Origin of the sequence: Agromyces intestinalis (genome assembly GCF_008365295.1) — a bacterium.
GTDB classification, from domain to species: domain Bacteria; phylum Actinomycetota; class Actinomycetes; order Actinomycetales; family Microbacteriaceae; genus Agromyces; species Agromyces intestinalis.
The window spans coordinates 2,409,908-2,430,689 of record NZ_CP043505.1; the positions used below are offsets into that span (position 1 = coordinate 2,409,908).

Here is a 20,782-nt window from a genome sequence, read left to right on the forward strand (position 1 = left end):
GGGGCGTCCACCATGCGTCGGATGCCCCGCGGCCGCGCCGTGCGAAGCATCCGCCGTGACATCCGCCGTGACATCCGGCGGCGGATCCGATCGACCGCCACGCCCGTGACTGCCTAGGCTGGGCGCGTGAGCACTCGTGTGCGACTTCTCGTCGCGGCCGCCACCGCGGCCGCGCTGGCACTCGTCGCGCCCGCTGCCGCCGGCGCGACCGAACCGACCTCTCGCGTGGCGTCCGCCCCCGCCGCGCCCGTCCTCGCCGCGCCCGTCGCGACCGGTGTCGACGACTTCACCTTCGCCTCGTTCCACGCCGATTACGACCTCGGCCGCGACGCCGAGGGGCGCTCGACGCTCACGACCGTCGAGACGCTGGTGGCGCTGTTCCCCGACTTCGACCAGAACCGCGGCATCGTGCGCCAGCTCGTCGACGTCTACGACGGGCACCCCACCGACCTGCAGGTGGTGTCGGTGACGGATGCCTCGGGTGCACCTGTGCACTGGGAGATCGAGTCCGAGGAGGACGGCATCATCTTCCTCGCGCTCGGCACCGACGAGTACGTCCACGGCGAGCAGACCTATGTGATCACCTATACGCAGCGCAACGTCACCCGCCACTACGCCGACACGAACGCCGACGAGTTCTACTGGGACGTCAACGGCGAAGGGTGGGCGCAGCCGTTCGGCGAGGTGACCGCCGACGTGCACGTCGACGACGAACTGCTCGCCGCGGCGACCGGCGGCACCGACGCGGTGGCCGGCTCGTTCGGGTCCGACAACCCGGCGACGATCACGCCGACCGACGACGGCTGGACGGTCGCGGCGTCGAACGTCGGCCCGTACCAGACGCTCACCTTCGCGATCGGGTTCGAGCCGGGCACGTTCACGCCGCGCGACGACGGGTTCTTCGCCGGGCCGTGGCCCACGCTGTCGGCGGTCGCGGCGCTCCTCGCGGTGCTCGCCGCGATCGGCGCGGCGGTCGTGCGCGTCACGAGGCTGCGCGACGCGCCCGGGCGGCCCACGATCATCGCCGAGTACCTGCCGCCGCCCGGCCTCAGCATCCCGGTGGCCGCGGCGCTGCTGCGCTCGCCGCACGACCCGATCACCGCCGAACTGCTGCAGCTCGCGGTCATCGGCCGCATGCGCGTCGTCGAGCAGCCCGCGCAGGGATGGTTCTCACGCAAGCCGGTCTACGTGCTGCAGTACCTCGCGGGCCCCGCGCCCGAGGCGCCGGTGCGGCGGCTGCGCCGGCCCGAGGCGACCCCCGACGACGAGCGCGCGCTGCACGCCGTGTTCGGTCGCAACCTGGTGCACGGCGAGTACCGCTCGCTGGGCGAGCGCAACGAGTCGATCGGCAACTCGCTGCGCGCGCTGATCCAGTCGGGTCGCAGCGCCGCGACCGCGCAGGGGCTGCGACGCAAGCGGTCGTTCGGCGCCTCGGCACTCGCGTGGGGGCTGGGCGGGCTGGGCGCGGTGCTCGCGTTCGTGTTCGCCGTGCTCGCGGCCGAGCATGTCGTGGGCGGTTGGTGGCCGTGGATCGGCGTCACGGTGGCGATCGCCGCGGCGCTGGCCGCGGTCGGTCTGGTGTCGAAGTGGCCGTACGAGGCGCAGGGCGCCGAGCTGCGCGACCACCTCGCCGGGCTCGACCTCTACATCCGCCTCGCCGAGGCCGATCGCATCCGCGTGCTGCAGTCGCCGCAGGGCGCGCTGCGCGAACCGATCGCGGCCGACGACCCGGGCCAAGTGCTCGAGCTCACCGAGCGGCTGCTGCCGTGGGCGGTGCTGCTCGGCCACGAGCGCGAGTGGGCCGACGTGCTCGGTCGCGCCTACGAGCAGGCCGGCCGCGAACCCGACTGGTACGTCGGATCGCACCCCTTCTCGACGGCGGTGTTCGTCTCGTCGCTCAGCAGCATGTCGCAGAGCACGACGGCGTCGTTCGCGAGCTCGAGCTCGAGCGGCGGGTCGGGCGGCGGGGCGTCGGCCGGCGGCGGAGGCGGGGGAGGCGGCGGAGGCGGTCGCTGAGCGGATGCCTCGGGCGCGTGCCTGGGCGGATGCCCCGCGGCGGCCGCCCCGAGCGGAGGCCTCGGCCGCGCGCCTGCCTGCTCATCCCACCGTGACGTCGATCGTGTGCCACCCGGTCGCACCGTCGGGCACGACGGGCGCGATCTCGTCGGTCTGCACCTCGCCGTCGCGGCCGGTCGCGCGTACCCGCAGGGCGTGCGATCCGGCGGCGGCGTCCCACGTCCATCGCCACTGCACCCAGGTGTCGTCCGAGATCGCGGTGGCGAGCTCGGCGTCGTGCCACGGCCCGTCGTCGACCTGCACCTCGACCCGCCCGACGCCGACGTGCTGATGCCAGGCGACCCCGGCGACCACGATCGGGCCGGTCGCGACCGTCGACCCGCGCCGCGGCACGTCGATGCGGCTCGAGAGCTTCACGGGCCCCTCGGCGCTCCAGCCGCGATCGGTCCAGTAGGCGGATGCCGCACTGAATCTCGTGACCTCGAGTTCGGTGACCCACTTCGTGGCGGACACGTAGCCGAACAGGCCCGGCACCACCATGCGCACGGGGAACCCGTGCTCGAGCGGCAGCGGTTCGCCGTTCATCCCGATCGCGAGGATCGCGTCGAGGTCGGGATCCTGCAGCGCCGACAGCGGCGTGCCCGCCGTGAAGCCGTCGATGCTGCGGCTCAGCACCATGTCGGCACCGGCCGTCGGTTGCGCGCGTGCGAGCAGGTCGCGGATCGGCGTGCCGAGCCAGACGGCGTTGCCGATCAGGTCGCCGCCGACCTCGTTCGACACGCACGCGAGGGTGATGATGCGCTCGGCCATCGGCAGCGCGAGCAGGTCGTCCCAGGTCAGCACGACCTCGTCGGCGACCTCGCCGTGGATCCGCAGCGACCACTCGGCGGGGTCGACCTCGGGCACGCGCAGCGCCGTGTCGATGCGGTAGAAGTCGGCGTTCGGCGTGACGAGCGGCGTGAGGCCGTCGACGTCGAACGCGGCGCCCGCCGGGATCGCGGCGGTCGTGGCGGGCGTCGGAAGGCGCACGGCTTCGCGCACCGCCTGCACCGCGCGGCGCCCCGCCTGCGCCGCGTATCCGCCGAGCGCGGCGAGTACGCCGATCGCCGCCGCGCCACTCGCCCAGGTGAGGAAGCGTCGGCGGTCGGGGGCCGCGGTCGCGAGGTCGTCGGATGCCCCGGTGTCGACGTGCGACGCGCCGACTCCGTCGATGCGACGCACGAGCAGCATGACCGCGATCGCCCCGGCGGCACCCGCCACGAGCGATGGGCCGATCGCGAGCGGGCTCGCGCCCGTGCGGGTCGCCGCGGCGACCGCACCCGCGACGCCGAGCGCGCCGAACACCACGCGCCCCCAGGGCGGCCGCACGTGTTCGAGCAGGCCCGCACCGGCCGCGACCGCGGCGAGCACGAGTGCGATGCCGATGAGCAGGGCGATCTTGTCGGCCGTGCCGAACAGGGTGATCGCGGCATCCTTCGCCCACGGCGGCGCCAGGTCGATGATGGCCGAGCCGACGACCACGAACGGACCCGAGCCCGGTGCGATGAGCGCCGCGGTGAGCTCGCCGACGCCGGCCGCGAACGCGGCCGCGGCGACGCCGGCGATCGCGGCGAGCCATCCGTGCCGTGCTCGGGCCGTGGCGGACATGGCCGCAGCGTACTCCGCGAACCCGAACCCGACCCCTCGCCCGGCCTAGGGTGGAGACAGCCCGATCGAGGAGGTTCCGTGCCGCACGCCATCGAATACGACCGTTTCGGCGGCCCCGAAGTGCTCGAGTTCCGCGAGATCCCGTACGCCGTCGCCGGGCCCGGCCAGGTCGTCGTCGAGGTGCGCGCGGCCGGAGTGAACCCGATCGACTGGAAGGTGCGCGCCCGCCTGCGGCCGAGCGGCGAGATCTCCGCTCCGCGGCGGTTGGGCTTGGATGCCTCGGGCGTGATCACCGAGGTCGGTGCCGGTCTCGAGGGCTGGGCGGTCGGCGACCCCGTGATCGTGCGGCGCGCGTCGGGCACCTACGCGACCGAGATCGCCGTGACCGCGGCGCAGTTGCTGCGCAAGCCCGACGCGTTGAGCTTCGAGCAGGGCGCCGCCATCGGGGTCCCCGCCGGCACCGCGCACCAGGTGCTGCGGTCGCTCGGCGTCGGCGAGGGCGACACCCTGCTGTTGCACGGCGGCGCGGGGGCGGTGGGGCAGGCCGCGATCCAGTTCGCGCGCCGGTTCGGAGCCCGGGTCGTCGCGACCGCGAGCGAGCGGAACCACGCCCACCTGCGTGAGCTGGGAGCCGAGCCCGTCGAGTACGGGCCGGGCCTCGCCGACCGCGTGCGGGCCGTCGCGCCCGACGGCATCACGGTCGCCGTCGATGCGGTCGGCACCGACGAGGCGATCGAGGTGTCGAACGAGCTCGTCGCCGACCACGACCGGGTCGCGACCATCGTGCGCGGCGCCGACGCGGCGGAGCTCGGCATTCGCGCCTGGGGCGGCGGCAGCCCCGTGCCCCTCACCGACGAGGAGGAGCAGAGCCGGTTCGACGGCATTGCGCTCGCCGCGGAACTCGCCGCGCAGGGCGAGTTCGTGATCGAGATCGCGCACCGCTATCCGCTCGCCGACGCCGCCGAGGCGCACCGACAGAGCCAGACCGGGCACGTGCGCGGAAAGATCGTGCTCATTCCGTAGAGAGCCTCCTCGCGCTCATCGCGCGAGTCGCCCCGCCCGGGCGTTCCGCGAAGGGCGCCGACGGCGCTGGAGCACCGCGAGCAGCCCGGTGAATGCGAGCAGCGTCGCCGCGGCGAGGGCCGGGAGGGGATCGGGGCCCGAGGCGGGCAGCTGCACGGGTGCAGCGGGAGCCGTGGGTGCAGCGGGTGGTGTCGGCGCCGCGGTGTGCGGCGCCGGGAGCGCGGCGAGCAGCGCGTAGGCGTCGGCGAGGCCGGTTCCGATGACATTCGCGTCCTCGAAGCCGAACTGCGCGTACGGGTTGGTCATGGGAGTCGCGGTCTCGAGCAGCAACCGGCGGAGTTCCTCGCGCGAGGTCGCCGGCGAGTAGGACTTCGCGAGCGCCATGATCGCGGCCACATGCGGTGCCGATGCGGAGGTCCCGGAGAAGCGGCGAGCGCTCTGGTCGTCTCGCGACCCGAAGAAGGAGGTCTGGGTGCCGTCGACGCCGGTGATCTGCGGCGCCGTCGTCACGATCGGCTCGGGCAGCGGCGCCGCGGTGAAGACGGCGGCCGCCGATCGGACCGCCGGGATGACGGGTACCGGCGTGTCGGCGACCTCTGCCGGCAACGGTTCGTCGAATGGGGTGAACAGCTCGATGCCCGGTCCGATCGAGCTGAAGACCTCGGGCACGTCGGGCGTCGTCCAATCGGCCGCGCCGACGCCGATCGCGGTGCCCTGCGCCGGGTGCCCGTAGGTGGTCGGCCCGACCAGGTCGGGGCCCGCGCTCACGCCGTACTCGGGGGCCATGGTGAACGCGCGGTGCCGGAGGAAGGGCATCATCCAGATCGCCGGACGCGCGGACTCGTCGGCGGCGGCGGTACGGGCCACGACGATCTCGTAGTCGCCCGCAGGCAGGATCGGGCCGTCAGCGGCTTCGAAGCTCGCCACGGGCAGGAAGGTGCGATGCTGCGGGGCCTCGCCGACCAGCGCGTGCTGGGCGTCGTAGACCCGGAGCTCGAAGGACGACGGCGTCGGCGGCCCGGTGGTCATCGGCTCAGCCCAGTGCAGCAGGGTGGAGAGGAGTTGCGTCTCGGCGCCGGTCGTCACGCCGTAGGTGGCGTCGCCATCGCCCGTCGGGCTGAAGTCCAGGCAGTCCAATTCGGTGCCGTCGACGGCCCACTCGGGGCACTCCACGGGCCGGTAGGCCGGGGTCTGCCACGAGCCGACCGGTCGGCCGGCGACGGACGTGCCCGGGGTTCCGAGCACGTTGTCGTTGCCGGCCGAGCTGAAGAACATGAGTGAGGGATCCGCAGCGGCGGCCGCCCGCATCATCGCCGAGGTGATGCCCTGCTGGAAGTACAGGTCGAGCTCCTCGCCGATGTCGTCGACGATGATGTCCGCGCCCGCCGCAACGAGCAACTCGACGGCGTGGAAGATGTGAAGAGGGGTCGTCCGGCCCAGCGAGTCGATGCCGGTCGTCGCGAACAGCAGCCTCGCGCCCGGTGCGATGCCGTGCACGAGTTGGGCCATCGCGCGGCCCTCGTCCGAGCCGGGTCCGTCGGCGAGGACCTCGACGGGTGTCTCGTACCCGCAGGGGTTCCCGGGGCCGGGCAGGGATCCGATCGAGACATCCTGCTCGGGTGTCGTCAACAGGCCGGGCGCGGTCGCGAACGAATCCGAGATGATGCCCACCGTCACGCCGGTGCCGTCGACGCCGAACGCCGCGCGGGCTTCCGCCGACCGGTGCGGTCCGTCGGCTTCGACGGGGATGATGCGGCACGACGCATCCTCGGGCGTCGCGGCCGCGCTCGCGCCGGTCGGTCCGGGCGCCGTCGCGGTCGCGACGGACAGCAGGGCAACCGCGATCGTGCAAGGGACGAATGCCCGTCGTGTCATGCGGCCCCCCAGCCGGTCCATCCCATGGACGGTCACAAGCTAGCAGGCCGCCGAGGCCGACGTCACCCGCGGCCGGGGGGGGGGGGCAGGCCGTGGTGGGCGCGGCGTCAGTGGGCGCGCACGAACGCGGCGACGCGCGGGGCGAGGTCGGCGGCGACCTCGGCGGGCGGGCGCTTGCGGCCCCTCACCTCGAACGAGTGTCCGCCGCCCTCGATCCAGTCGACCACCGCGTTCGGACCGATCCGCGAGGCGAGTTCGTCGAGCTGCTCGTTCGGCGTCGCGAACGGGTCGTTCGCGCCCTGCACGAACAGCATCGGCAGGGTGAGCCCCGGCAGGTGCGCGTCGCGCAGTTGCGCCGGCTTGCCCGGCGGGTGCAACGGATAGCCGAGGAACACGAGCCCGGCGGCCGGCATGCCCTCGGCGACCGCCATCGACGCCATCCGCCCGCCGTACGACTTTCCCGCGGCCCACACCGGGCCCGCGGCATCCGCCTGCAGGTACTGCATGACGGCGCGCCACGCGGCGATCGCGGCCGGCGGGCGGCCGGGCATCCGTCGGCCCTGCTCGATGTAGGCGAAGTTGAACCGCAGCGTGGCCAGGCCGAGCGCGTTCAACGCACGCGTGAACCCCGACAGGAACGGATGCTCCATGCCCGCGCCTGCGCCATGCGCCACGACGACCGTGGCGGTCGCCCCGCCGGGTCGTGCGGCGATCGCGCCGATCGGCGTTCCGTCGACGTCGATGGTGAGGCGGGTCTCGTCGGTCACTGGTCCAGGATGCCGGGCCCGCTCGCGTGCCGCGGAGCATCCGCTCTGTCGTCGAGGATCGGACCGAGCCTGCGCTGCCGACCGGCGACGAACCGGATCGCGAGCGTGGTGCCCGCGACGATGACCGCCGCGACGATCGCCGCGATGCCCACGGCGAACGACGCCGGTTCGCCGGCGAGGCGACCCACCGCGATCCACACGAGGCCCCACGTCGCCGACAGCATCGGGGCGAGGCCGCCGCGACTGAACGCGGCGAGCGCGATCATCACGAGCGTCAGCAGCGCGAGCACCGCGATCGCCCAGGCGGCGGACGGGATGCCCCAGCCGTCGAAGCCCGCGGCGACGAGCGCGGCGGTGAGGTTCGCCGCGGTCGCCACGCTCACCCAGCCGAGGTACAGCCCGATCACGCCGTCGGTGAGGAGCGCGTCGGCCAGTCGACGCGGTGGGTTGCGCACGCATGACGCGTACGCGATGCCGAGCACGACGAGCAGCACCGCGATGACCACGACGCTGAGCCAGAGCAGACCGGCCTGCACGACCAGGATCCACGCCGCGTTCAACAGCAGGGATGCCGCGACGAGGTAGCCGACCCGCCGGTGACGTGCCGACGCCCACTGCGACGGCAGCGCCTGCCACACCGCGTACGCGACGAGGCCGACGTAGATGAGCGACCAGATCGAGAACGCCGCTCCGGCGGGAGCGATGAGCGTGGCATCCGCGTCGAGGGCTCCGCCCGCGGCATCCTGCACCGGCGTGCCGCCGAACGCGCCCGAACCGAGCACCGCGCCCGCGATCGCGACCACCGCGGTGACCGCGACGATGAAGACCCTCGCGATGTCGGCGCCGGTCGCGGGCGCCGCAGTCGGCGGCGGGGTCGCCGCGACCACCCCCTCGGTGTCGCCCGCCCCGTCGCTCACGCCGCCCGGCGATCGGGGTCGTTGCAGATCGTCGCCGCGAACAGCCGCTCGAGGCCCTCGGTGCCGCCGCGCCGGAACGCCGCGCGCTGGCGGATGGCCCCGGTGCCCGCCTGCAGCAGCCGCGCGACCAGATCGGCCACCCGTGGGGCGTCGCCCGAGCGTTCGAGGTACGGCCCGATACGTTCGAGCAGGCGCTCGAGCACGACCCGCGCGTCGGCCAGGTCGCGGGTCGCCGGGTCGTACATCAGACCGCGCAGGCCCGTGTGTGCGGCGTGCATGACCGCCGCGCTCAACAGCTCGGCCGGCATGTCCGCCTCGCGAGGCGGGCCGCCGGCGGTGTCGATCGCGTACTCGACGAGGCCGCGGCACACCGCGGCGATGAGCAGTGTGTCCTCGGCGGTGAGCTGCGCGTCGGCCATGCGGAACTCGATGGTCGGCAGCTGCTCGCTGAGCCGCACGTTCCACATGATGAGGTGCACGTCGCTGATGCCCGCCATGCCCAGCAGCGCCTGGATGCGCCGGTCGTAGTCGTTCGCGTCGCGGAACCGGGGCGGGGACCCCGCCGTCGGCCAGCGTCGCAACTGGATGGTGCGCCAGCTCTCGTACCCCGTGTCGAAGCCGCGGAAGAAGGGCGAGTTGCCCGACATCGCGGTCAGCAGCGGCAGCCACGGCCGTACGGTGTTCAGCGCGACCACCCCGGCCTCGCGGTCGGGAACGCCGACGTGCACGTGCAGGCCGCTGAACTGGTGATCGGCGATGAGGCCGGCCATATCGCGCACGATGCGCTCGTACCGCTCGAGGTGTGCGACCGCCGGGAACGCGTGCGCGTCGGGGGTCGTGCCGGTGCTCGCGACGAGCGTGCCGAGCCGGGTCGCCTCGTCGGCGATGCGGCGGCGGAAGGCGCCCAGCGCGGACTCGGCGTCGTCGAGCTCGGTGAACACGCGCGAAGCGTGCTCGACCTGCGAGGCGAGGAACTCGCGGTGGGTGTACTGCGCCCAGGCGGGTTCGGATGCCAGCTGCGCGAACGCCTGCTCGGCCACGTCGGCCGGACGCAGGGTGACGGGGTCGAGGAAGATGAACTCCTCCTCGATGCCGAACGTGGTCGCCATGGCGCCTCCCGTCACTCTGTACGAGCCTGCGGGGCTTCGGATGGGGTGTCAACCGTTTGCGCCGGTTCGTCCGGTGTGGCAGACATCCGGCGACACGGGCCGACGCGACCGGATGCTCCGACCGGATGCCTCGACGCGCGTCGCTCGTCGCGGCGATGTCGGCGGCCCGGCGTACCGTTGGCGCCATGAGCGAGCAGATGCAGCAGAACGTCCTCCCCGAGGGCACCGCCGTGCTCGACGACCCGTGCCCGCGCTGCGGCTCGACCGGCGTGCGGGTCATCCTCTACGGCCCTCTCGACCTCGAGGTCGAGGCGGTGCCCGGCTTCGCCGGCCCCGACGACTCGCCCATCTTCGACTGCCGCGACTGCGGCTTCGAGTGGGGGCTCTCGGTGCACGACCTGCTCGTGTAGCGCCGCGCGTCACCCCGAGCGCCGTCTCAGTCGCCCGGATGCTCCTCGAGCAGTTCGTCGTGGATGCGGCGCAGGTCCTCGACGAGCGATCCGATCACGACCCAGTGGGTCGACTGCGGCGGTTTCACGACGAGCGTCGAGGTGAGCGCCGGGATCGCCGAGGTCGGCGGGTCGGGCACCACATCGGCGAGGTGCACGGCGAGTCGCACGTCGTGCGCCGCCCGACGCAGCTGCTCGATGATCGCGGGCACCGTCGACTCCGCCGAGAGCTCGTCGTCGTAGTGATCGACGAACGCGCGCGTCATGCCGATCACCTGCGTGACGATCGGGCCGAGTCGTTCGAGCAGGGTGCGCAGGTGCGCGAGCTCCTCGCGGTGCGCCGAGCGGCGCGGGTTGAACGTCAGCGACTCCTCGCCCGCGCGGATCGAGGCGTCGGCGGCGTCGCGCATCGGGCGCATGAGCCGCGCCTGCAGCATCAGCTCCTCGCGCGCCGCGGGCGGCTGCGCCGTCTCGAGCGCGGCGGCGAGCCGGTCGAGCGAGGCGGCGAGCTCGCCGCCCAGCAGCGCCAGGTCGCGACGCGCCGGCGCGATCGCCACCGGCGGCACGACGAGCGCGTTCACGACGATGCCGATCGCCGCGCCGATGAGCGTCTCGAGCACACGGGCGAGCGCGTACTCGGGTGACGACGCGCCGAGCGCGAGCACGAGCATCGCGCTGATCGCGACCTGGTTCGCGGTGCCCGGGGTCATCTTCAGCACCCACGCGAGCACCATCGCGACGACCACGGCGAGCAGCACGATCCAGCTCGACTGCCCCAGCACGAGCGAGATGGCGGTCGCCACGAGCACGCCGATGATGACGCCGATCGACCGTTCGATCGCCTTGCCGAACGACTGGTTCACGCTCGGCTGCACCACCAGCAGTGCGGCGATCGCGGCGAACACCGGCAGCTGACCCGGCACGAGCCATCCGGCCAGCAACCAGGCAGCGATCGTCGCGACCGCGGCCTTGCCCACCTGGATGATCGGCGGGCGCTTCGCCGCGCGCAGCGTGTCGGCGAATCCCATGCGATCCACGCTAGTCAGCGCGCCCGGCCGGGGCATAGCATCTGGCCATGGCGCGGAGGCCCACCCTGACCCGCATCGGCGGACCGACCCTGCTCATCGAACTCGCGGGCTGGCGCATCCTCGTCGACCCGACCTTCGATCCACCCGGCCGAACCTACTCGTTCGGATGGGGCACCTCGTCGAGGAAGACCGAGGGGCCGGCCGTGCCCTCGACCGACCTGCCGCCTGTCGACGTGGTGCTGCTCAGCCACGACCAGCACGCCGACAACCTCGACGAAGCGGGCCGAGCGCTGCTGCCGGGCGCCGGCGAGGTGATCACGACCGTCGCCGGGGCACGGCGGCTGAAGCGGCAGGGCCTGCGGCGTGCGCACGGTCTGCACGCGTGGGAGACCGCGGTCATCCCGCCCAATGACGGCGAGTCGTCCGACGACGGCGGCGCGCGCGCCTCGCTCACCGTCACCGCGACGCCCGCCCGCCACGGGCCGGCGTGGGCGCGACCGATCGTCGGCAGCGTGATCGGCTTCGCGCTGTCGGTCGGCGACGCACCCGAGACCGCGGTGTGGATCTCGGGCGACAGCGTGCTGCACGAGGGCCTGCGCGACGCCGCTGCGCGGCTCGACGTCGATGTCGCGGTCGTGCATCTCGGAGGCGTGCAGTTCCCCGTGACCGGGTCGGCGCGCTACACGATGACCGCGTCGAGTGCGATCGAGCTGATCGGTTCGCTGCAGCCGCGCGCGGTCGTCCCCGTGCACTTCGACCAGTGGACCCACTTCCGTGAGCCGGGCGAATCGGCCCGCCGGGTGCTCGACGAGGCGTCCGTCGCGGTGCGGGACAAGGTCGTCTGGCTCGAGCGGGGGCTGCCGACGGTGGTCTGAGCGGCGCGGGCATGACAGGATCGGCCCGTGGCCGACCGACTCATGCTGCTCGACACCGCTTCGCTGTACTTCCGCGCGTTCTACGGCGTGCCCGACTCGATCCGGCGGGCCGACGGCACGCCCGTGAACGCGGTGCGGGGGCTGCTCGACATGATCGCTCGGCTCGTCGTCGACTTCGAGGCGACTCACCTCATCGCCTGCTGGGACGACGATTGGCGCCCCGCGTGGCGGGTCGAACTCATCCCGAGCTACAAGGCGCACCGGGTCGCGCAGGTCGTGCCTGGCCCCGCGCCCGACGTCGAGGAGGTGCCCGACCCGCTCGAGGCGCAGGTGCCGCTCATCCTCGAGACGCTTGCGCTCGCCGGCATCACGGTGATCGGCGCGCCCGAGCACGAGGCCGACGATGTCATCGGCACGCTGGCGACGGATGCGGGGCTCCCCGTCGACGTCGTGACCGGCGACCGCGACCTGTTCCAGCTCGTCTCCGACGCCGATGGGGTGCGGGTGATCTACACCGCTCGCGGCATGAGCAAGCTCGAGGTGCTCACCGACGCCGTCGTCGTGCAGAAGTACGGCGTGCTGCCCGAGCAGTACGCCGACTTCGCGGTGCTGCGCGGCGATGCGTCCGACGGGCTGCCGGGCGTGGCCGGCGTCGGAGAGAAGACCGCGGCCGGGCTCCTGCAGAAATTCGTCGACCTCGACGGGATTCGCGAGGCCGCGGCGTCGGGGGCGCCCGGCATGGCGGCGGGCGTGCGCGCGAAGGTGCTCGGGGCATCCGACTACCTGGATGTCGCGCCCACCGTCGTTCGCGTCGTGCGCGATCTCGACCTGCCGCCCTTCGACGCACGGCTCAGACCCGTGGCGGGCGACGCGCGCGCACGGCTCGAGCAGCTCGCGACCGAGTGGAACCTCGGCGGGTCGGTCGCGCGGGTGCTCGCGGCGCTGGATGCGGTGGGCGAGCGGGCGTAGGAGCGTCGCCGGCGGGGGTCGGTCGCCGGGCCGGTAGGGTCGCAGCGTGGTCGAACGGCTCTTCTCCTATGGCACCCTTCGCCTGCCCCACGTGCAGCGCGAGACGTTCGGCGGCCAGCTGCCGACGCGTGCCGACGCGCTCGTCGGCTGGCGGCTGCGGATGCTTCGCATCGCCGATCCCGCGGTCGTGGCGCTCAGCGGTGAGGCGGAGCATCCGATCCTCGAACGCACCGGCGACCCGGCCGATCGGGTCGAGGGCGCGGTGCTCGAGCTGACGGCCGCCCAGCTCGCTGCCGCCGACGCGTACGAGGTCGATGACTACGCACGGGTGCCGGTGACACTCGCGTCGGGCCTCGACGCGTGGGTGTACGCGGCGCGCTGATCCGCACGAGCTGACGAGACCTCGCGCCCCGGGCGCGCACCCGCTTCCTGCGGGGAGAACACAGGATCAACCGCGCGTTCCCCGCCCCAGGCGAGCCATGGGACGGCTGATCCTGTTTTCTCACGTTACGGCGCCGCAGGCCGGCGGCCCGCCCCGGATCGTCGGGGTGGGTCGGCGCCAGCTCAGCGGCGGGGGATCGTGGAACCGCGGATGACGAGGCGCACGGGCAGGTACTGCACGCCCGTGGCGGGCTCGGCGCCGTCGATGGCGTCGAAGATACGCATCGCGGCGGCGCGGCCGAGCTGCTTGAGGTTGGCGTCGATGCTCGTGAGCTCGGGGCGGGAGTTCGTAGCCAGCACCTCCCAGTTGTCGTAGCCGATCACGGCGACGTCTTCGGGCACGCGCTTGTCGAGATCGCGCAGCGTGTCGAGCACGCCGCGCGCGATCTGGTCGCTGCCGCAGACGATGCCGTCGACGTCGGGGTGGCTCGCGAGCAGCAGGGCGGATGCATCGCGGCCCCAGTGCTCGGTCCACTCGGAGTACAGCACGTCGCCGACGAGTTCGAGCCCCGCGTCGGCGAGTGCGGCCTGCACGCCGACGGTGCGGTCTTGGGCCGCGGCGTAGGCCGGGTCGCCGCTGATGTGCGCGATACGGCGGCGGCCGGTGGCGATGAGGTGCTCGGCCGCGAGCCGACCGCCGGTGACGTTGTCCGGGGTGACCGAGACGTCCGTGTCGTCGTCGCTCGGCGCGTACGCGTACACGACGGGCACGGGCAGATCGTGCCCGAGCGACGGCCGCGGATCGGTCTGCCGGCCGACGACGATGATGCCGTCGACGCGTCGGTTGAGCAGCGCCTTGAGGTGATGCTGCTCGCGAATCGCGTCGCCGCGGGCGTCGCACAGGAACACGTTCACCTGGCCCGCGCCGAACGCGTCCTCGGCGCCCATCAGGATCGGGATGACGAACCGGCCCTCGAGGTCGCTCGTGAGCAGGCCGACGGTGCCCGTTCGCCCCGCGGTCAGGCTGCGGGCGAGGGCGTTCGGCGTGAACGAGAGCGACTCGGCCGCCTCGATGACGCGCCGGCGGGTCGCGGCGGCGACCTGGTCGCGGCCGTTGATGGCCTTCGACGCGGTGGCGAGCGAGACGCCGGCCAACCGGGCGACATCGCTCAGTGTGGCGGTTCGACTGCTGCCGCCCGACTCCGATCGCGCCATGGCACCTCCCTGCTGAAACGCTACCGGTACACGGCTCTTGACGGCCGCACAGCGCCCAGAGTAGCGTGCCGAAAGGCATTTCGGTGTTTTCGTTCGTGCGGCGCCAGGTCTTCGGCAGACGCCGCTCGCGAGGCATCCGGGCCGCCGATGCGATCACAGATTCCGGGTCCGGTGCGGATCCGCTCAACGACGAGCTAGGAGAACACAGATGAGACGATCCATCCGCCGCGGCACGCGCGTGATCGCGCTGCTCGCCGCAGGCGCCCTGACCGTCGGCCTCGCCGCCTGCTCGGGCGGCGACGACGGCGACAGCACGAGCCTGGCCGACGCCGGCGTCGACGGCGTCGACGACGGCTCGACCCTCACGCTCTGGACTCGCGCGCCGCTCGAGAAGCAGGCGAAGCTCCTGGTCGAGGCCTACAACGACAGCCACGAGAACCAGGTCGAGCTCACCGTCGTGCCGAACGACGACTACGTCGCCAAGGTCGGTGCGGCGGCCGGCTCCAACGGCCTGCCCGACCTGTTCGCGGCCGACATCGTGTACGTGCCGAACTGGGTGCAGCAGGGCCTGTTCCAGGACATCACCGCGAACATCGACGGCTTCGACTTCAAGGACGAGATCAACCAGGGCCACCTCTCGGCCGGCACCCTCGACGGCAAGGAGCACGTGCTGCCGTTCGTGCTCGACCTGTCGATGCTGTTCTGGAACAAAGACCTCGCGACCGAGGCCGGCCTCGACGCCGAATCGGGCCCCGCGAACCTCGAGGAGTACGCCGAGTGGGCCAAGGCCATCCAGGCGCTGAACAAGCCCGACACCTACGGCACGGCGACGGGCCTCAACTGCGGCGGATGCCTCGTGTTCACCTGGTTCCCGAGCATCTGGGCCGACGGCGACGAGGTGCTGAGCGACGACGGCACCGAGTCGCTGCTCGCCGGCGACACCGCCAAGGCGGTCTACGACACGTGGCGCGACCTCTGGGAGTCGGGTGCGGTGCTGCCGAGCTCGAAGGATGAGGCCGGCCCCACCTGGACGGCCGGGTTCACCGAGGGCAAGGTCGGGCTCATGTTCTACCCCGCGACGCTGCTCTCGTCGACGCCGTTCGACGTCGGCGTGGCCGGCATCCCCGGGCCGGGCGGCGGCGGGTCGACGTTCGTCGGCGGTGACGGCATCGGCGTGTCGAAGGACTCGACGAAGGCCGCGCAGGCGTGGAACTTCCTCAGCTGGATGATGTCGGAGGACGCCCAGGTCGGCGTGCTCGCGAAGGACAACGACGTGGTGTCGCGCAGCGACCTCGCCGACAACGAGTACTCGCAGAAGGACCCGCGCCTGATCACGATCAACGAGGTCGCCGGCAACGGCGACACCCCCGTCGCGATCAACTTCCAGCAGGCGTTCAACGCGCCGAACAGCCCGTGGCTGACGCTGGTGCGCAACGCCGTGCTCGAGGGCACCGACACCGTCGACGCCGACAACGACGAGATCACGGCGGTGCTGCAGCAGTGAGCACCCTCAGCCAGCCGGCAGCGCTCCGGCAACGTCGACGTGGCCGTCGCGCCACCGGGGCGCTCGCCGGCTGGCTGTACGCCCTGCCCACCGCGCTGTTCGTGCTCGGGCTGTTCCTCATCCCGCTCGCGCTCGTCGTGCAGATGTCGGCCAGCGACTGGCCGCTGCTCGGCGGCAACCAGGGGTGGAACCTCCCGCAGAACTACTCCGACGCGGTGAGCAACCGGTTCTTCTGGGACTCGGTCGGGTTCACCCTGAAGTACACCGTGCTCACCACGGTGATCCTGCTCGCGCTGAGCCTCGGCCTCGCGTTGCTGGTACAGGAGTCGACGAGGTGGAAGGGCCTGCTGCGCACGTCGTTCCTGGTGCCCAGCGCACTCGGCCTGGCATCCGCATCGCTGCTGTTCTACGTGCTGTACTCGCCGATCGCCGGGCCCTTCGCCGGGCTGATGAAGTCGTGGGGGTTCACCTTCCTCGGCACCCCCGAGGGTGCGCTCTGGTCGACGATCTTCCTCATCGTCTGGCGGTACGCGGGGTTCTACATGCTGCTCATGCTCGTGGGCCTGCAGGGCATCCCCGACGACGTGTACGAGGCGGCGCGCATCGACGGGGCATCCCGGTGGCAGACGTTCCGCACCATCACCCTCCCGCTGCTGCGCCCGACCCTCGCGCTGACCACCGTGCTGTGCGTGACGGGGTCGCTGCTCGCGTTCGAGCAGTTCTACATCCTCACCAAGGGCGGGCCCGACAACTCGACCATCACCATCGTGCAGCTCATCTACAACGTGGCGTTCCAGGGCCAGAACGACCTGGGCATCGCGGGCGCGCTCAGCGTGATCGTGCTGCTCGCCCTCATCGTGATCAACGTCGCGCAGATCCGCGCGTTCAACCGGAAGGCCGAGGACTGATGAGCCTGACTCGCACCGGCGCGGCCCGCGCCGCCGCCGCCGACCCGGCTCGTGACGACTCGACGCGCGCGATCGTCGCGCCGCATCATGCCCGCCGGGGCGGCGGGCCCGGCCGCCGGAAGCATCCGACCACCATCGCGGGCATCGCGCTGCGCACGCCCTATTGGGTGCTGACTGCCGCGCTCGCCCTGCTGTTCCTCTACCCGCTGATCTGGACGGCCGTATCGAGCGTGTCGCCGCTGGCCGGCACGAACCAGACCGACGGCTGGGGCTTCGGCAACTACATCACGCTCGCGAACTACCAGGCGGGCGTCTGGGTGTACCTGTTCAACTCGGTCTTCGTGTCGCTGCTGACCGTGGCGCTCACGCTCGGGGTGTCGCTGCTCGGCGGGTACGCGTTCGCCAGGTTCCGGTTCCCCGGCAAGGATCTGCTGTTCCTCGCGACGCTCGCGATCCTGATGGTGCCGTACGCGACGCTGCTCATCCCGCTGTACGTGCTGCTCAACACCGTGGGCCTGTCGAACTCGCTCGTCGGGGTGTCGCTCGTGCTCGCGATGTTCCAGCTGCCGTTCTCGATGTTCATGATGCGGATCTCGTTCGAGTCGATCCCCCGCGAGATGGACGAGGCGGCGATGGTCGACGGCTGCAGCTCGTGGACCGTGCTCTGGCGGGTGCTCGTGCCCGCGGTGAAGCCGGGGCTCATCACGGTGGGCCTGTTCGCGTTCCTCGCGGCGTGGAACGACTTCATGGCCCCGCTCATCCTCATCAACGACTCGAACCGCATGACCCTGCCGCTGGCGATCTCGAACCTGCGCGGCCAGGTGCAGGGCGTCGTCGACTACGGCGCCACCGAGGCCGGCGTGGTCGTGCTTGCGCTGCCGTGCATCCTGCTCTTCCTGATCCTCCAACGTCACTACGTGCGCGGCTTCATGTCGGGCGCCTTCAAGGGATGAACATGACCCTCACCGCAACCACCGCCCACCTCGTGCCGGTCGCGCCGAGCTCGGGGGCGCTGCGCCCCCTCGGCCTCGACGAGGTGCGCATCACCGGTGGCTTCTGGCATCGCCGGCAGGAGGTCAACGGCACGAACACCCTCGACCACATCGAAGGATGGCTCGAGCGAGAAGGATGGCTCGGCAACTTCGACCTCGCGGCGGCCGGGACCCTGCCCGCAGGGCGGCGCGGCCGCGAGTTCAGCGACTCCGAGGTGTACAAGTACCTCGAGGCGGTCGCGTGGGAGCTCGGGCGGCTGGGTGCGCTCACCGACCCGCATGCCTCGGAGCGCGCCTCCGCCCTCGAAGCCCGGTTCCACGCGATCGTCGCGCGGGTCGCCGCGGCGCAGGAGCCCGACGGCTACCTGAACACGCGCTTCGGCCGACCCGGCCAGGGCGCACGCTGGAGCGACCTCGAGTGGGGGCACGAGCTGTACTGCCTCGGGCACCTGTTCCAGGCGGCCGTGGCGCGGCACCGCACCCGCCCCGGCGCCGACGACGGACTCGTCGACGTCGCCCGCCGCGCGGCCGACCTCGTCTGCGAGGTGTTCGGCGACGGCGGCATCGAGCGCATCTGCGGGCACGCCGAGGTCGAGGTCGGCCTCGCCGAACTCGGCCGCGCCCTGGGGGAGCCGCGATACCTCACGCAGGCCGCGCTGTTCGTCGAACGGCACGGGCGCGGCACGCTCGCCGACATCGAGTGGGGCCGGTCGTACTACCAGGACGACATCTCGGTGCGTGACGCGACCGCGCTGCGCGGCCACTCGGTTCGGGCGAACTACCTCGCGGCGGGCGCGGCGGATGTCGCGATCGAGACCGGCGACGACGAGCTGCTCGATGCGCTCGCGCGCCAGTGGGATGCCACGGTCGAGCGCCGCACGTACGTCACGGGCGGGCAGGGGTCGCACCACCAGGACGAGGCGTTCGGCGACGACTGGGAGCTGCCGGCCGATCGTGCCTACTCCGAGACGTGTGCGGGCGTGGCATCCGTCATGTTCTCGTGGCGCCTGCTGCTCGCGACCGGCGACGCGAAGTACGCCGACCTGGTCGAGCGCACCCTGTTCAACGTGGTCGAGACCTCGCCCGCCGCGGACGGCCGTGCGTTCTACTACGCCAACACGCTGCACCAGCGCGTGCCCGGTGCTGCGGCCGACCCCGATGCGGTCTCGCCTCGGGCGCACTCGTCGCTGCGGGCGCCGTGGTTCGACGTGTCGTGCTGCCCGCCGAACACGGCGCGCACGTTCGCGAGCCTCGCCGGGTACCTGGCGACCGCGGATGCCTCGGGCGTTCAGCTGCACCAGTACGCGCCGGCGCGCATCCGCACGACGCTCGACGACGGGCACGAGGTCGCGCTCGCCGTGTCGACCGACTACCCGGCCGACGGCATCGTGCGGGTCGAGGTGCTCGCCTCCGGCGGGGACGCACCATGGACGCTGTCGCTGCGTGTGCCGGCCTGGGCGGCCGGGGCTTCGCTCTCGGTGCGGCCGGCCGGCGGCGGTGGGGTCGAGACGCGCGCGGCGGCACCGGGTACGGCGGCGGTCGAGCGCGCGTTCGCCGCGGGCGACGTCGTCGAGCTGTCGCTGCCCGTGGCACCCCGGTTCACCGCACCCGACCCGCGGGTCGACGCGGTGCGCGGATGCCTGGTGGTCGAGCGCGGCCCCGAGGTCTTCGCGCTCGAGACCGTCGACCTCGTGGGAACGCCGCTCGAGGGGGCCGACTTCGCCGACCTGCACGTCGACGCGACCGCTCCGCCGCGCGACCTGCCCGACGGCGGAGTCGCGGCGGCCATCGTCGATCGACGCACGGGCGCTCGTACCGAGGCGCCGCTCGTGCCCTACCACGCGTGGGCCGAGCGCGGTCCCTCGCAGATGCGCGTGTGGGTGCCGGTCGCGGAGCGCCTTCCGCTGGGCGAGTAGCGCTGCGATCGCTACCCGACCAGCGGAGGGGTGGTCTCGCGCTCGCGCAGGGCCTGCTCGACGGCGGCCTGCACGCGTGCCTCCTCGCGCTCGGCGCGGAGGCGGCGCGCCCGGCGGCCGAGCAGGGAGGCCGCGACGGCGGCGGCGGCCACGAGCAGCACGAGCCCGAGCAGCGCCCACGGCACGGCCCAGGTGCCGGACTCCGACGTGACCGGTGCCACGGCGGGCGGCACGGTGGTCTCGTCGATCGCCGGAATCCGGGGTGAGAGCGTGGCGCTCGCGGTCACCCAGAAAGCGGGGAACACGCCGTCGACCGGCACCGTCACCGGCCACGTCTCGCCCGGCAGCAGTTCGGGCAGCTCGGGGACGCCGATCGCGTCGGTGCGCAGCATCCCGAACGGCCCGGCGATCGCGACCGCCTGCCCGGCCGCGAGTCGCACGTTGCCGCTGTTGCGCACCGTGAACTCCACGGTCGCCGACCCGGTGCCGAACGGGTTGAACGTGCCGGCGTAGTCGACGTGCAGGCCCTCGATCGACAGGCTCGGGTCGAGCACGCCGCCGACCCTGAGCTGCACGCGGATGCCGAGGCGGCGGTCGACCGTGATGCCGGCCGCATCGGCGGGGCGGTCGAGCGAGGTGATGATGCCGGCAGCGTAGTCGCCGGGCGTCGCATCGTCGGGCACGGCCACGGTGAACGGCACCTCGGCCGATTCGCCGGGTGCCAGCTCGAGCGACTCGCGGTCGAGCGAGATCCAGGTGCCCGCGTCGTTCGACGCGGTGTCGCGCGCGAGCACGTCGAGCTGGCCGGCCGTCGTCGTGAACGCGTCGGCGGCGTAGAGATCGAGAGCGAGGGGGACATCGTCGTGGTTCGTGACCACCAGTGCGTCGTCGACCGCGACCCCCGGGTCGACCGCATAGGCGAAATTGTCGCGGGCGGTGCCCAGCGCGTTCGACGCGGTGCGCACCCCCCACGTCACGGCGCCCTCAGGTGCTGCCTCATCGGCGGACGCCGCGGTCGCGCCGGCGAGGCTTCCGGCGGCGAGCAGGGCCGCGAAGAGTGCCGAGAACGCGATGGCGGCGGCGCGCGAGGGGCGGCCGGCGGTGCGAAGCAGGGGCGCGGTGTGCACGGGTGACTCCGATCGGTGGTGCTGGTGGTGCAAGGGAGTGAAGGCGGGGTGGGGCGAGCTGGCT

Annotated in this window: 18 protein-coding genes; 10 read left to right on the forward strand and 8 right to left on the reverse strand. The window is 72.7% G+C overall.

Features of this window, described 5'->3' with window-relative positions; translation table 11 throughout:
- The first annotated feature begins 126 nt into the window (after positions 1 to 126).
- Positions 127 to 2,016, forward strand: a complete 1,890-nt coding sequence (locus FLP10_RS10975; protein WP_149160894.1) for a DUF2207 domain-containing protein — start codon at positions 127 to 129, stop codon at positions 2,014 to 2,016.
- A gap of 81 nt (positions 2,017 to 2,097) precedes the next feature.
- Here FLP10_RS10975 and FLP10_RS17710 read toward each other — a convergent pair whose 3' ends face one another.
- Positions 2,098 to 3,663 carry a molybdopterin-dependent oxidoreductase gene (locus tag FLP10_RS17710; RefSeq protein ID WP_149160895.1) on the reverse strand — a complete coding sequence of 522 codons (1,566 nt, stop codon included), beginning with the start codon at positions 3,661 to 3,663 and terminating at the stop codon, positions 2,098 to 2,100.
- 78 nt (positions 3,664 to 3,741) lie between these two features.
- Here FLP10_RS17710 and FLP10_RS17715 point away from each other — a divergent pair, with 78 nt between their 5' ends.
- Positions 3,742 to 4,686 (forward strand): NADP-dependent oxidoreductase, encoded by a 945-nt coding sequence (locus FLP10_RS17715; RefSeq protein WP_149160896.1) that lies wholly within the window; start codon positions 3,742 to 3,744, stop codon positions 4,684 to 4,686.
- A 15-nt stretch (positions 4,687 to 4,701) separates the two neighbouring features.
- On the opposite strand, the gene FLP10_RS10990 is transcribed toward FLP10_RS17715, so the two are convergent.
- The 4 genes from FLP10_RS10990 to FLP10_RS11005 all read right to left on the reverse strand — a co-directional run bounded on the left by FLP10_RS10990 (position 4,702) and on the right by FLP10_RS11005 (position 9,354).
- On the reverse strand, positions 4,702 to 6,561 hold the full coding sequence (locus FLP10_RS10990) for a S8 family serine peptidase (RefSeq protein WP_149160897.1): 1,860 nt from the start codon (positions 6,559 to 6,561) through the stop codon (positions 4,702 to 4,704).
- 107 nt (positions 6,562 to 6,668) lie between these two features.
- On the reverse strand, positions 6,669 to 7,328 hold the full coding sequence (locus FLP10_RS10995) for an alpha/beta hydrolase family protein (protein ID WP_149160898.1): 660 nt from the start codon (positions 7,326 to 7,328) through the stop codon (positions 6,669 to 6,671).
- The gene (locus FLP10_RS11000; RefSeq protein ID WP_210418385.1) at positions 7,325 to 8,245 is read right to left on the reverse strand and encodes a tryptophan-rich sensory protein; all 921 of its coding nucleotides are present in this window, start codon (positions 8,243 to 8,245) and stop codon (positions 7,325 to 7,327) included. The genes FLP10_RS10995 and FLP10_RS11000 overlap by 4 nt, the downstream gene beginning before the upstream one ends.
- A complete protein-coding gene (locus FLP10_RS11005; protein ID WP_149160899.1) occupies positions 8,242 to 9,354 on the reverse strand; it encodes a carboxylate-amine ligase in 1,113 nt (370 codons plus the stop codon). Before FLP10_RS11005 ends, FLP10_RS11000 begins: the two co-directional genes overlap by 4 nt.
- Positions 9,355 to 9,539: 185 nt before the next feature.
- On the opposite strand from FLP10_RS11005, the gene FLP10_RS11010 reads away from it, so the two are divergent.
- Positions 9,540 to 9,764, forward strand: a complete 225-nt coding sequence (locus FLP10_RS11010) for a hypothetical protein (protein ID WP_149160900.1) — start codon at positions 9,540 to 9,542, stop codon at positions 9,762 to 9,764.
- A gap of 26 nt (positions 9,765 to 9,790) precedes the next feature.
- Here the strand turns inward: FLP10_RS11010 and FLP10_RS11015 are convergent, their stop codons facing one another.
- On the reverse strand, positions 9,791 to 10,831 hold the full coding sequence (locus FLP10_RS11015) for an FUSC family protein (protein ID WP_149160901.1): 1,041 nt from the start codon (positions 10,829 to 10,831) through the stop codon (positions 9,791 to 9,793).
- Positions 10,832 to 10,878: 47 nt separating this feature from the next.
- Here FLP10_RS11015 and FLP10_RS11020 point away from each other — a divergent pair, with 47 nt between their 5' ends.
- The 3 genes from FLP10_RS11020 to FLP10_RS11030 are packed head-to-tail and all read left to right on the forward strand — an operon-like array spanning position 10,879 to position 13,057.
- Positions 10,879 to 11,706 carry an MBL fold metallo-hydrolase gene (locus FLP10_RS11020; RefSeq protein ID WP_149160902.1) on the forward strand — a complete coding sequence of 276 codons (828 nt, stop codon included), beginning with the start codon at positions 10,879 to 10,881 and terminating at the stop codon, positions 11,704 to 11,706.
- 27 nt (positions 11,707 to 11,733) lie between these two features.
- A complete protein-coding gene (locus FLP10_RS11025) occupies positions 11,734 to 12,675 on the forward strand; it encodes a 5'-3' exonuclease (protein ID WP_149160903.1) in 942 nt (313 codons plus the stop codon).
- Positions 12,676 to 12,721: 46 nt separating this feature from the next.
- Positions 12,722 to 13,057, forward strand: coding sequence for a gamma-glutamylcyclotransferase family protein (locus FLP10_RS11030; protein ID WP_149160904.1), 336 nt, complete (start codon positions 12,722 to 12,724; stop codon positions 13,055 to 13,057).
- A 182-nt stretch (positions 13,058 to 13,239) separates the two neighbouring features.
- Here FLP10_RS11030 and FLP10_RS11035 read toward each other — a convergent pair whose 3' ends face one another.
- Positions 13,240 to 14,271, reverse strand: coding sequence for a LacI family DNA-binding transcriptional regulator (locus FLP10_RS11035; RefSeq protein ID WP_149160905.1), 1,032 nt, complete (start codon positions 14,269 to 14,271; stop codon positions 13,240 to 13,242).
- Positions 14,272 to 14,479: 208 nt separating this feature from the next.
- On the opposite strand from FLP10_RS11035, the gene FLP10_RS11040 reads away from it, so the two are divergent.
- The 4 genes from FLP10_RS11040 to FLP10_RS11055 are packed head-to-tail and all read left to right on the forward strand — an operon-like array spanning position 14,480 to position 19,591.
- Entirely contained in the window at positions 14,480 to 15,775 is a 1,296-nt protein-coding gene (locus tag FLP10_RS11040) for an ABC transporter substrate-binding protein (RefSeq protein ID WP_149160906.1), read from the forward strand.
- A complete protein-coding gene (locus FLP10_RS11045; protein ID WP_149160907.1) occupies positions 15,772 to 16,683 on the forward strand; it encodes a carbohydrate ABC transporter permease in 912 nt (303 codons plus the stop codon). The genes FLP10_RS11040 and FLP10_RS11045 overlap by 4 nt, the downstream gene beginning before the upstream one ends.
- Entirely contained in the window at positions 16,683 to 17,636 is a 954-nt protein-coding gene (locus tag FLP10_RS11050) for a carbohydrate ABC transporter permease (protein WP_149160908.1), read from the forward strand. The genes FLP10_RS11045 and FLP10_RS11050 overlap by 1 nt, the downstream gene beginning before the upstream one ends.
- Positions 17,637 to 17,638: 2 nt before the next feature.
- Positions 17,639 to 19,591 (forward strand): glycoside hydrolase family 127 protein, encoded by a 1,953-nt coding sequence (locus FLP10_RS11055; RefSeq protein ID WP_149160909.1) that lies wholly within the window; start codon positions 17,639 to 17,641, stop codon positions 19,589 to 19,591.
- Positions 19,592 to 19,602: 11 nt separating this feature from the next.
- Here the strand turns inward: FLP10_RS11055 and FLP10_RS11060 are convergent, their stop codons facing one another.
- A complete protein-coding gene (locus FLP10_RS11060) occupies positions 19,603 to 20,718 on the reverse strand; it encodes a WxL protein peptidoglycan domain-containing protein (RefSeq protein ID WP_210418386.1) in 1,116 nt (371 codons plus the stop codon).
- Positions 20,719 to 20,782: the final 64 nt, after the last annotated feature.